Here is a 12,184-nt window from a genome sequence, read left to right as displayed (position 1 = left end):
TCTGGCAAGTCTGTTAAGGAATGATTTTTACGTCCTCGATTACCACGCTCTCCAGCGGCACGTCGGAAGGAAGCGGGTCGCGCGCGCCGGTTTTGACTTTGGATATTTTCATCACCACGTCCTGTCCTTTCACCACTTTGCCGAACACGGCATAGCCCCAGCCGTTCGGAGTCGGGGCGGTGTGGTTGAGGAAGGCGTTGTCCTTCACGTTGATGAAGAACTGCGCCGCGGCGGAATGGGGGTACATGGTGCGCGCCATGGCGATGGTGTAAATGTCGTTCTTGAGTCCGTTGGTCGCTTCGTTCTGGATCGGCGGAAAAGCGTCTTTCTCGCGCAGGTTGGTGCCGAAGCCGCCGCCCTGGATCATGAAATTGTCGATCACGCGGTGGAAGATCGTGCCCTTGTAAAAGCCGCTCCTGGCGTATTTGAGGAAATTTTCGACGGTTTTCGGCGCCTTGTCCGGGTAGAGTTCGAGCGTGAAGCTGCCGAGGTTGGTTTTCATCTCGACCGTCGGGTTGGCGGCATGGGCCCCGAGAGAAAGACACAGGGCGAAGAACAGCGTGACGAGGCGAAGGGATTTCATTGGGTTTCTCTCCGAATGTAGTGGACGAAAAGCGCTTGCATGCTGACAGGCTATTATGCCACGACGAATCCGGCTATAGACGTTAAACGCGGCCCGATCGGGCGTTCCCGGGGGCTCAGGAATGGCGTTTTACTGCGATGACCGCGTTGTTGCCGCCGAAGCCGAAGGAGTTGGACATGACGACGTCGAGCCTGGCCAATTCCCGCGGGCCTTCGGCGACGTAATCGAGATCGCACTCGGGGTCGGGATGAAAAAGGTGCGCGGTCGGTGGCACGGTGCGCGTGCGCAGCGTCTCGATGGCGGCGAGCATTTCGACGGCGCCGGTTGCGCCCATGAGATGCCCGTGCAGCGCCTTGGTGGCGCAAATGGGGATATGTCCGGCCCGTGCGCCGAACACCTGCTTGATCGCGTGGGTTTCGCTCAGGTCGCCGACCTTGGTGCCGGTGCCGTGGGCGTTGATGTGGTCGACCTGTTCAGGGTTCAGCCCGGCTTCAGCCAGTGCCAGGCGCATCGCCCGCGCCTGCCCTGACGCTTCGGGCTGGGTGATGTGCGTCGCGTCCGTGGTGTTGCCGTAGCCCGCTATTTCAGCCAGTATCGTTGCGCCGCGGGCCTTTGCCGCGCTTTCTTCTTCCAGGATCAGCGCCGCGGCACCCTCGCCGAGGACAAAACCGGAGCGGTCGGCGGAAAACGGCCGGCAGGATGTTTCGGGGCGCTCTGCGTCTACCCGTGCAAGGGTTTGCAGCGATTCCCAGGATTTGATGACCCCTTGCGTGAGCATCGCTTCGGCCCCGCCGGCAATGGCCGTTTTGACCAAGCCGAAGCGGATGGCGCGGAAGGCTTCGCCGATGGCCACTGCGGATGAAGAGCAGGCCGAGGAATAGGTGTAGCTCGGGCCGCGGATGTCGAACTCGATGCCGATCTGGCCGGTCGACGCGTTGTTCATGACCATGACCACAGTCGTCGGTTTCAAGCGCGTGGCGGAGTGGATCAGCAGGTCGTTGTAAGCGCTTTCCAGGGTGTTTGCGCCGCCCATGCCGGTGCCCCAGTAGATACCGCATTGCTCGCCTTGTTCCCCTGAAAAATCGATGCCTGCCTGGGTGACTGCCTGGCGTGCCGCGAGCAGCGACAATTGCGACACGCGATCCAGCGAAATGAGCTTGAGCTTGGGGAAGTGGCTGGCGATTTCCTCGGTTACCGGCGCGACGATGCCCGCCGTGAGCGATCCGGCCCAGGGTGTGTCGAGCTTGCGCACACCCGAGTGTCCGGCCAGCAGTGCCGCAAAAAAGGAAGACACATCGCCACCCATGGGGGCGACGGTGCCCATACCCGTGACGACGACACGTTTCACACGTGCGCCGGAATCTGCGCCGGTGCGGCACTGGCCTGCTGGGCCAGCAGCAGGTCGACCTCGCGTGCGATATCGCCGACCGTCTTGATGACGACCGTATCGCCACCGGGAAAGCGCACCTTGAACATGTCTTCGAGGAGGAACATGCACTCGATGGTGGCCAGCGAATCGACGCCCAAATCCTCGAGTATCGCTTCGGCATGTACCTGTTCCGGGGTCAGGCCGAATTCTTCGATTAGCAGTTGCTGAACGCTGTGTAATGAATCCATGGTGTTTGTCTGATCCTGTATGTGGTTCTGTCCGCTATCGATCATGCCGCCAGCGCCAAGGTCTGGCTGGATTTGCCGTCTTGCGCGGCCATGAAGTCCAGTGTTTCCTGGGCGACGCGCTCCTTGTCGTTGTCCAGGGTAATAATGTGATAGCTGTCTTGCAGTATCACCTTGCGAACGGTCGGGGATGACACCCTGCTTTCGACCAGATCGGCACTTCTCGGGCTGGCGAAATCGTCTTCCAGTGCGTGCAGTATCAGTGTCGGCGCAGTGATGCGGTGCAGGTTGCGGCGCAAGTGGCGCATCATCCGCTCCGCCTGGTAAACGCCGGTAAATGGCGATCTGGCCGCGCCCGCAGGCGTTTCCACCCCCTTCTCCATTTGTTTCGCGACCCACTGGCGAATGCGCTCGTCTTTCAGCCCATAGGGATGCCGTTCGTGGTAGAAAAGCATGTAGCGTAAGGGGGTGTAGTAGGCGAGTGCACGCAGGAAGCGCCATCGGGAGACGTTCCAGCCGTCATAGTAGAGCGTCGTCGAATACAGGCATAAGGCGTGGATGTTCGCGCTGTGCTCCAGCGCCAGCGCCAGTGCCAGATCCGCTCCGATGCACAGTCCGGCGACACTGACGTGTTCGTAAGTGCACTGCATGTTGCGAAAGTGCGCTTCGACCTGCTCCAGCCAGTTCTCCCAGGGTGTCGTCTGGCGCGGAGAGCGTGTGTCGGCAACGCCGCAGCCGTGAATGTAGGGGATTTCCACCGCGTATCCGGCGCGCTGCAGCTTGCGCCCGATATACTGCATTTCCAATGGGTTGCCATAAAGGCCATGCAGCAGCAGGATCGCATCTCTTCCGCCCGACATTTGAATCGTTTCTATCTTGGACACCCCTGATTTGTGTTGCGTTAAGAGGGGCGCCTAGTCTATCCGGGATTGCTTACAGGATTCTTTCACGGGCAGCTGAGTCGGGTTCGCGGCGGTTCGGACACTTCCCGAACTGCACTGGCGCGGCCGCTGGCGGCCTATTTTTTCGATTCAGGTGGCGGGACGAGAGGAAAATTCAAAGTGAAGCACGCGCCGGAACCGGTATTGGTGAAGCTGATATTCCCACCCATGTGGCGTTCAATGATGATGCGCGACATATAGAGGCCGATCCCGGTGCCCATGGACTTGGTGGTGAAATAGGGGTCGAACACCCGCTCCGCGATCTCCGGGCTGATGCCGCCGGCGTTATCCTCCACCGTAATGCTGGCCGTTCCGTCCTGCCGCAAAAGTTTGATGGTGACGCGCGGAACGGCGACTTTCCGTTCCAGGCAGGCCTCCTTGGCGTTCACGATCAGGTTGAGTACGACCTGGCCCAGCTCGTTGGCCGAGCCCAATGCCTGCACGCCTTCCTCGCATTGAATTTCCAGCGCGATATTGTTGTTCCTCAGGCTGGGTTCCACCAGGCTTGCCGTATCTCTTATTTCCCTTGCCACGTCGAACTCGTCCGGTAATTTTGGCTGGAAGAAATTGCGGAAGTCGTCGATGGTCTTCGACATTCGCTGTATCAGCCTGTTGCCGAAGTCGTGAAAATCGTTCATGCCGTGCTTATCGAGTTCGCCGAACTCGAAAGCGTCGCGGATGTTGGCCAGCAGGATGGCCAGGGAGTTGAGCGGCTGGCGCCACTGGTGCGCGATCATGCTGACCATTTCGCCCATCGCGGCATGCCGCGACTGTTGCAGCAGCAGCCGTTCCTTCAGCAGGTTTTCTTCGGTCTGTTCGCGCACCCGCTGTTCGAGCGAGGCATTCAACTCGCGCAAGGCGTCCTCGGCGCGCTTGCGTTCGGTAATGTCGACGCCGATGCTCACGATGTAGTTGATGGACCCGGCTTTGTCCCGCAGGACTGCATTGGACCAGTCGAACAAGCGCCGAGAGCCGTCGCGCATCTGCCAGTAATTCTCGTGGCGCGCGACCATCTGGCCCTGAGCCAGGTTGTCGAATACACCCTTCACCGCCGCTTTTTCTTCAGGCAGCAGAAAATTCTCCCAGAATGGCTGGTCGGCCACTTCGTCGAAACGGTAGCCGGTCAGCAATTCCGCGGTGCGGTTGAAGCGGACGATGTGGCCATGGCGGTTCATTACCACGATGATGGTGCCGGCAGTATTCAGGACCGCACCGATGAAATCCCGTTCCTGCCGCAATACTTCCGCCGCATGCCGGCGTTCCTTTTCGGCATGCAGAGCCGCCACGCCGAAGGCGATGTTGTTGGCCAGTTCGAACAGCAGCCGGACTTCTTCTTCAATGAACGCGCTCGGCGCGGCTGAGTAAACCATCAGGGCGCCCCATACCTGATCGCCCGTGATCAGCGGGAAGGCGGCTGACGAGGCATAACCGCGCTTCAATGCCTGCTCCCGCCAGGGCGCAAACGCCGGATTGTTGTGAATGTCCTGATTGATGATCGCGCGACGTTCCCGAATGGCAGTGCCGGTCGGCCCCCGTCCCCGCTCCGTGTCGGCCCAGGTGAGGTGCAGGGTTTCGAGATAGCCATCTTCAAACCCGGCCTGCGCCACCGGGCGCACGGTTTTTTCCTCATCGTTTTCGGCCAGGCCGATCCAGGACAAGCGGTAGCCGCATTCCTCGATCACGATGCGGCAGATTTCGCGGAACAGTTCCATTTCGTCGCGGGCGAGAATAACCGCGCGGTTCGACATGGAAAGCGCGATGTAGGCCTTGTTGATCTTGTGCAGCTCGAACTCTTTCTGTTTGCGTTCCTGTATTTCGCTTTCCAGATCCAGCAGCGTGCTGCGCAGCTTGACCGTCATGCTGTTGAAGGAGCTTGCCAGATCGCCGATTTCGTCTTTTCTGCTCACCGCTACCTGGCGTTCCAGATTTCCGTCGCGGATGGCGCGCGCGGTCGAGGCTATCTCCCGGATGGGCGCGACAATCCGGCGCATGGCCGCGTAAAAGATCGCCAGTGCGACGCCCAGGGCCAGAACCATCACGATACCGACAATTTTTACCCCGGTCAGCGCGGGAATCCGGGTTACCGAAACGGCGCGCTCGACCACCACGGTATAAGTCTGCTGGCCGAGTTGCACGGGATGGGTGGCAACGAACACTTCTTCGCCGTCAAGTCCGACTTGCCGCTGGTCGGGGCGCAGACTGGCACGGATTTCACGCAGCACCACGGAGGGGTTGCGGTGGGCGATGATGCGCTGTTTTGTATCCAGGATATAAACCAGCTCGCCCTTCTCGGTTTTTACACTGGAGACCAGGGACCAGATGGCCTTGACGCGCAGTTGAGCGCCGAGCACGCCTACGGTTTTTCCGCTCCGCTGATCCTTTAGCGGCATGGCCATGTCGAGCATGGGCTCGCTGTTGGTGGGGTCGTAATAGATCGGGCCGAATTGGCTGTGCCCGGATTTGAGTGTTTCGTGAAAGAGATTTTCGATGGTTACATCCCGGTAGCCAGCGGCATGGGGCAGCCGGTACTTGGATAGATGGATGCGTTCGCGGCCGGCATCGTCCCATAACCAGACTTCACGAAAAGGGGGCTGTTTGGCGAGCAGACGTTCCATTACGCGCCGTTGTTCGATGGTGTCCAGAGCGACAAAATTGGACAAGGTCGACGCTTCTTCCAGTGCCAGTTCAAAACGCCCGAGGAAATTCGTAACCTGCTCGGCAACGTTCTGAGCCAGCATTTTCTGACGCGCATAGGCGTCGCTGAGGTGCACCGAATAGATGTGCCAGCCGAGCAACACCCCAGCCAGCAGCAACGGAACGACCGCGAGGCCGACAAAAGCCGCGATCAATTGGTTGCGCAGGCTGGCGTTAGTCATGGTTGCCGGATCACTTTCTCGGCCTGGAACAGGATTTCATCCGGTATGGGCAGGCCGATCGCCTGGGCTGTTCGCAGGTTGATGGCGAGATGGCTTTCCGCCGTTTCCACCGGCAGGTCGGCTGGGGGAGTGCCGCGCAGCACCTGGTCGACCAGTCCCGCCGCCTGAATACCAATTTCTCGATGCGCGAAGCCGTAACTCAGCAGCGCGCCCGCTTCCACCTGGCTCAGGCTGGGCGCGCACAGCGGCAGGTGCCGCTGTTCCGCGGCGGCGACAATCTCCCGGATGTGCGATTCCACGCTGCTGTCGCGGGGAAGAAAAATGGCCTCGGCTTCGGCAGGAAGCGACAACAACAGTTGCCGCAGCGCTGCCTCGTTGCCGACCTCGCGCTCGATCAGCGCCAAGCCCAGCGTTTGCGCCGCCTGTCGGGCCAGATCCAGGGAGGCCAGCGCGCTCTTGTCGCCCGGCGTGTAAGGCACCAGTACGCGTTTGACGTGCGGCGCGAGCTTGGTTAGCCACTGCATGCGCACGTCGTCTCCTGCGGGCAGCCGTATCCCGGTAATGTTGCCGCCCGGTTTCTGTATGCTCTGCACAATGCCTGACCCGACCGGATCATTGACCGGGGCAAACACCACCGGGATGTTTTTCCCCTCGGTCGCATGCTTTACTGCCAGGGCTGCCGGCGTACTCGAAACGAAAATCATGTCGACCTTGTGGGCAAGATGCCGGGCGATCATGGGTGCAAGTTTGTCGATGCTGCCTGCGGGGCCGTCATTCAGGAAAACGATATTCTTGCCTTCCTTGTAGTCCCGTTCCGCCAAGCCTTCCACCAGGCCGGCGAAGGTTGCCGAGTCTACCGAAGTCAGTTGAATTACGCTGATTACGTAAGTTTTTACGGCGGGCGTACGCAAGCCCGGGATCAGCCAGTAGATGCCCGCCAGCAATAACGCCAGAGCTAAAGCAATCCAGACCTTGCGCATCCTTCTTCTCCCCGGGGTTTAAAGCAAATCTTACCACCACGATTCCAATCAGACACCAGCATTCCAGCCCTGCTGGGGGTGTTATGTAGTCGCTGTAAGGTGCCGGCCAAATCCCCAAAGCCCATGGGAATGTAACGTACACCGAAGTTGTCGCTTTAAAAGCCATCGAACTCGGATGGCGCTTCGACATGATTGCGGGTACTGTCAGCGCTTTATATCTGGTTCCATTGTGCGGGGGGCTCAGCGTTTCAAATACGCTTGACCAAACCCTCTGAATTGTTTTGGCGGGGTCGTTTCGGCTGCTACCATGGCGTAATGATCAGGATTACGCCACAACTTGCTATCGACGAACGCGAAATCGGGCTGCAATTCATTCGCGCGTCCGGGCCGGGCGGCCAGAATGTCAACAAGGTGTCGAGTGCCGTGCAGTTGCGCTTTGACGTTGCCCATTCGCCATCGCTGCCTGAGGATGTACGCACTCGCTTGCTGCGGCTGGCGGGGAGCCGTTTGACCACCGAAGGCGAAGTGGTGATCGAGGCCAAACGCTTCCGTACCCAGGAACGCAACCGGCAGGACGCCATTGCCCGGTTGGTGGAGCTGATTCGCCGCGCGACCGAAAAGCCCAAACCGCGTGTCGCTACCCGGCCGACCCTGGCATCGAAGAAACGCCGCCTGGAAAGCAAGAAGCAGCGCGCCGAGACCAAGCGCGGGCGAGGGGCTGTAAGCGAGTAGTGCCGGTTACGGTTTCTATCCCTGCTGTTTGGCTTCTTCTTCGGCGATCTGCTTGTGCACTTCCGCCATGTCCAGCGCCTGGGCCTGCTCGATGACCTCTTCCAGCGCATGCCCGGGCATGGAGCCTGGCTGGGCGAAGATGATGACTTGTTCGCGGAAAATCATCAGCGTGGGAATCGAGCGGATCTGGAAGTGATGCGCCAATTCCTGTTCTTCTTCGGTGTTGACCTTGGCGAAGGTGACGCCGGAAACCTTTTCCGAGACAGCTTCGTAGGTGGGCGCGAAAGCTTTGCACGGTCCGCACCACGGTGCCCAGAAATCCACGACCACGAGATCGTTGCCGTTGATGATGCCGGCGAAATTGTCCTTGTTCAGTTCTACTGTGGCCATGTGTTTACTCCTTATGGTTGTTTTCTCGTTCTTCCCTCGGCTGTTTGGTGCAAGGCCGATATACGGGTATGGACGCATGCATCATGCGTTTCATGGTTCGAAATATTAGCGAAAAATTATACTGCATGGCCGATTTATTCCCTTTCCAATTTTTGGCATACAATGAACAAGGTTTATTGCGGTTATTGGGGTAGGACGAACATGGCTTTTCTTGACGAGCTGAAAAAAGAGGCAGATGCGCTAAAAGAGCAGGAGCAGAACCTGACACAGGCGCGTGCCATGGAGGTGACGCAAAGCTTTTTGCTGGTGCAGTCAAGGCTCAGGGCGATACTTCTGTATTTGCAGGAACTGGCAAAACACCTCAACACGGTTTCCGCCAACACGACTCGAACCTATTACATCGACGGCTTCGGAACGATAGACGACTTCCGCCCGGAGCGCTTCGTGGTGAATACCGACCGTTTTCACGTCGATGAAAAAGAGTTCATCAAGGTGATCTATCTGCGCTTTTCCTGCAAGACCAGCCAGAAAATAGTGATCGAGAAAAACTCTCCCTCGCTGATCGAGATGGAGCGGCAGTACCTGTGGCAGGCCAACGTCAAGTTCCAGTGCACCGAATTCAAGAATGAGAAAGGCCATGTCGACCGCGCCACCTTCGACGTGGTGAATGAAATTCCGGTCCATATAAAATTTTCCGCGGACTTCGAGAACGCCAAGATTTTCCTCGCCATCAAGAATTTAAACGGCCTGACCGTTAACGAATTCACCTTCGACGCCGACGAGGTGGACGAAACGTTGCTCGACGAATTTGCCAAATATCTGCTGGGAAAACCGACCAATTTTATGGAACTGGGCCGCCACCAGCAGGCGATTAAACAGAAAATCGCCGTTAAACGCGCCAATCCAGACGCAGCCTACGCCAAGCTCAATCAGAGCGCTGCTGCTAAACTTGACGCGGGCGCAGAGGGAGAAAAATCATCGGGCAAAAAAGGCTTGTTCGGCGCCCTGAAATCATTGCTGTCGCGGGATTAAGTGCATTATGGAAAACAGCCAGGACTCCAAAATAGATATCACACCAGCCTTCAAATTCATGGCGGAGAAGCTGGCTTCCGACCTGTTCTTTTCGGCCGGCGCCCCGGCATACATAAAAATCGAGGGTGAATTGCGGCCGCTCAACAGCCAGGTTCTCGATGTCGAGATGGTGAAAAGGGCTATCTACGGGATCATGAACGAGGAGCAGATCCGCACCTTCGAGGAAAAAAATGAGCTGAATTTCGGGCTTTCCGTGCCGGGTGCCGGACGCTTCCGCATTAATGTATTTCGCCAGCGCGGCAGCGTGGCGATGGTGGCGCGCTATATCACCCACTTGGTCCCCACGCTGGACGGCACGAGTCTGCCTGCGGTGCTGAAGGACATGGTGCTGGAGAAGCGCGGGCTGATCCTGGTGGTGGGCGCCACCGGTTCGGGCAAGTCCACCACCCTGGCCGCCATGATCAACCACCGCAACGCGAACAAGGCCGGGCACATCCTCACCATCGAAGATCCCATCGAGTTCGTCCACAAGCACAACAAGTCGCTGGTCAACCAGCGCGAAGTCGGGATCGATACCGAATCCTATGCCACGGCCCTGATCAATGCCTTGCGCGAGGCGCCCGATGTGCTGCTGATCGGCGAGATTCGCGATACCGCCACCATGAAGCAGGCGTTGATCATTACCCAGACCGGCCATCTGTGCCTGGGCACCTTGCATGCCAACAATGCCTACCACGCCATCAACCGGATCGTGAGTTTCTTCCCCGAGGAAGAGCGCGAGTCGCTACTGCTCGACCTGTCCATGACGTTGAAGGGTATCGTTTCGCAGCGCCTGGTGAAGGGTGTGGACGGCAAGCGGGTGGCGGCAGTCGAAGTACTGATGAATACTTTCTATGTTTCCGAGCTGATCCAGAAGGGCGAGGTGGAAAAGCTCAAGGACGCCATCGAGCAAAGCCTCAACGCCGGTTCGCAGACCTTCGAGCGTTCCTTGCTGGATCTTTTTATCGCCGGCAAGATCAGCCGCGAAGAGGCGCTTTCCAACGCCGATTCGCGTACCGACATGGAGTGGCTAATCAGCAATTCCGTGCAGGAAGGGGGCAAAGGCGGGCAAAAGGCGAATACCGCGGTCGAACTCAGTGAAGCCAGTTTGAACGTGGGTGAAAGCCTCGAAGGTTTCACCATTAACCCCGAGTTCCTCGACAAGATCGGCTCGGGGCCCTCTGGATTTCCAAAGCGCTGATAGAAACTATACAACTCCATGCAAGAAAGCGCCTTACCTGTAAGCAAAGGCCATGACGGCACGGTCCTGAATGCCGCCGAGCTGGAATCTGTGCTGAAGGCGCAGCAACAGTTCCACCACACCAACCTCGGCAGTCTGCTGGTGCAGGAGAAGGTGATCACCCAGCAACAGCTGGATGAGGCCCTCGCTTACCAGAGCAAGCATCATGGCATGAAGCTGGGCGCCATTTTGTCCGACATGGGTGTGGCGACTTCACTCCAGATTTATCTTGCCGTATCGCGATCCCTGGGCGCACCGGTCGTGTGCCTCAACGGTTTCGATTTCGACCACCGGGCGCTCGCCCTGATCACGCCAGAACTGGCGCGCGAACACCATGTCATCCCTTTGATGTTTCATGAAGATCGCCTGGTGCTGGCGATGGAGAACCTGCTCGATACCGCAGCCATCCATGCCATCACTTTCATCACGCAGCGTGCCATCGAACCGGTGTTCGCGCCGCGGGAAGAAATCAACGCCGCCATCAACAAGTTTTTCGATACGCAGGAACAGGAGCTGGAACTCGATCGCCTCGAACTGTCCGACTATTATTACGAGGATGATCTGGAAATATGGAAAGAAGCGGAGCGACTGGCGAACGAGACGCCGATCGTCAAGCTGGTGGACAATATCATCCTGGGCGGCATCCACCAGCGCGCTTCGGATATCCACATCCGTCCCGGCAGCAAGCAAGTGGATCTGCTTTACCGGGTGGACGGCACCCTGGTCAAGAAACGCGAGATTCAGAAAGGGCTGTTGCCGGCCATCGTAAGCCGCATCAAGATTATCAGCCGCCTCAATATTGCCGAGCATCGTCTGCCCCAGGACGGCCGTTCGCGCATGCTGGACGGCAAGAATATCGTCGATATGCGCATATCGACCATTCCCTGCCAGTTCGGCGAGAGCATCGTGATCCGCCTGCTCAACAAGGGCGAAGGGCTGCGCTCGGTGAAAGACATCGGCTTCAACCCGCGCGATGAGCAATTGTTCACCCATCTCATCAACAAGAGCTATGGAATTCTGCTGGTCACCGGCCCGACCGGTTCTGGCAAGACCACTACGCTCTATGCCGCCATGCGTGAAGTGGCACGCAACAACCTCAATATCGTGACGGTGGAAGACCCGGTCGAGTACGAATTCGAGGGCATGCGCCAGATTCACATTCTGCCGCAGATCAATTTCGGCTTCCCCCAGGCTCTGCGTCATATTTTGCGCCATGATCCGGACGTCATCATGATCGGCGAGATCCGCGACGAGGAAACGGCAAAGATCGCCGTGGAAAGCGCGCTCACCGGGCACCTTGTGCTGTCCACCCTGCATACCAACGATGCCCCGGGCGCCATTATCCGGCTGGTGGAAATGGGGGTGGAGCCCTATTTGCTGAAATCGGCAGTCATCGGCGTCATTGCGCAGCGGCTGGTGCGGCGCAATTGTCCGCATTGCATGGCAGAGGAAGATGTCGACCCGTTCATCCGCACCAGCCTGAAAGTTCCGCTAGACGAGAAATTCTACAAAGGGCAGGGGTGCGAACGCTGCAACAATACCGGTTTTTTCGGTCGCCTTGCGGCTTACGAATTGCTCGCTGTCAACGAAAACATACGTGGCCACATCATGCCGGGTATCGCCGCCAGCGATCTGCGCAAGATAGCCGTTGCGGAAGGGATGGTTACCCTGACCGACAATGCGATTCAACTGGCACGTCAACACGATACTTCGCTCTCCGAAGTCTATCGGGTTTGCCTGGAAGTGCTGTGAGGTAG

At 58.3% G+C, this 12,184-nt stretch carries 11 protein-coding genes; 4 read left to right on the top strand and 7 right to left on the bottom strand.

The annotated features are described in order from the left end of the window. Positions 1-13: 13 nt before the first annotated feature. From SKTS_RS14560 to SKTS_RS14535, 6 genes are all read right to left on the bottom strand, one after another. A complete protein-coding gene (locus SKTS_RS14560) occupies positions 14-583 on the bottom strand; it encodes a peptidylprolyl isomerase (protein ID WP_173066538.1) in 570 nt (189 codons plus the stop codon). Positions 584-698: 115 nt separating this feature from the next. After that, positions 699-1,931 (bottom strand): beta-ketoacyl-[acyl-carrier-protein] synthase family protein, encoded by a 1,233-nt coding sequence (locus SKTS_RS14555; RefSeq protein WP_173066535.1) that lies wholly within the window; start codon positions 1,929-1,931, stop codon positions 699-701. Then, the gene (locus SKTS_RS14550) at positions 1,928-2,200 is read right to left on the bottom strand and encodes a phosphopantetheine-binding protein (protein ID WP_173066532.1); all 273 of its coding nucleotides are present in this window, start codon (positions 2,198-2,200) and stop codon (positions 1,928-1,930) included. The genes SKTS_RS14555 and SKTS_RS14550 overlap by 4 nt, the downstream gene beginning before the upstream one ends. 41 nt (positions 2,201-2,241) lie before the next feature. Further along, positions 2,242-3,057, bottom strand: a complete 816-nt coding sequence (locus SKTS_RS14545; protein ID WP_173066529.1) for an alpha/beta hydrolase — start codon at positions 3,055-3,057, stop codon at positions 2,242-2,244. Between the two features lie 158 nt (positions 3,058-3,215). Further along, positions 3,216-6,014: a GAF domain-containing protein gene (locus tag SKTS_RS14540; protein ID WP_173066526.1), complete on the bottom strand. Its 2,799-nt coding sequence runs from the start codon at positions 6,012-6,014 to the stop codon at positions 3,216-3,218. Further along, positions 6,011-6,994, bottom strand: a complete 984-nt coding sequence (locus tag SKTS_RS14535; protein WP_173066523.1) for an ABC transporter substrate-binding protein — start codon at positions 6,992-6,994, stop codon at positions 6,011-6,013. Before SKTS_RS14535 ends, SKTS_RS14540 begins: the two co-directional genes overlap by 4 nt. A gap of 315 nt (positions 6,995-7,309) precedes the next feature. Between SKTS_RS14535 and arfB the strand changes: the two genes are divergently transcribed. Further along, entirely contained in the window at positions 7,310-7,726 is a 417-nt protein-coding gene (gene arfB, locus SKTS_RS14530) for an alternative ribosome rescue aminoacyl-tRNA hydrolase ArfB (protein ID WP_173066520.1), read from the top strand. A 15-nt stretch (positions 7,727-7,741) separates the two neighbouring features. Here the strand turns inward: arfB and trxA are convergent, their stop codons facing one another. Continuing rightward, a complete protein-coding gene (gene trxA / locus SKTS_RS14525; protein ID WP_173066517.1) occupies positions 7,742-8,116 on the bottom strand; it encodes a thioredoxin in 375 nt (124 codons plus the stop codon). A 201-nt stretch (positions 8,117-8,317) separates the two neighbouring features. On the opposite strand from trxA, the gene SKTS_RS14520 reads away from it, so the two are divergent. Genes SKTS_RS14520 through SKTS_RS14510 form a run of 3 tightly spaced genes read left to right on the top strand, consistent with a single transcriptional unit; the run spans position 8,318 to position 12,179 of the window. Continuing rightward, a complete protein-coding gene (locus SKTS_RS14520; protein ID WP_173066514.1) occupies positions 8,318-9,148 on the top strand; it encodes a hypothetical protein in 831 nt (276 codons plus the stop codon). Positions 9,149-9,155: 7 nt separating this feature from the next. Continuing rightward, positions 9,156-10,388 carry a PilT/PilU family type 4a pilus ATPase gene (locus SKTS_RS14515; protein ID WP_173066511.1) on the top strand — a complete coding sequence of 411 codons (1,233 nt, stop codon included), beginning with the start codon at positions 9,156-9,158 and terminating at the stop codon, positions 10,386-10,388. Between the two features lie 18 nt (positions 10,389-10,406). Continuing rightward, positions 10,407-12,179 (top strand): GspE/PulE family protein, encoded by a 1,773-nt coding sequence (locus SKTS_RS14510; RefSeq protein ID WP_173066509.1) that lies wholly within the window; start codon positions 10,407-10,409, stop codon positions 12,177-12,179. The last annotated feature ends 5 nt before the right edge of the window (positions 12,180-12,184 follow it).

Origin of the sequence: Sulfurimicrobium lacus, from assembly GCF_011764585.1 — a bacterium.
Lineage (GTDB): Bacteria > Pseudomonadota > Gammaproteobacteria > Burkholderiales > Sulfuricellaceae > Sulfurimicrobium > Sulfurimicrobium lacus.
The sequence above is the reverse complement of the archived record's forward strand: the minus strand, read 5'-3'. Positions and strand labels throughout refer to the sequence as shown.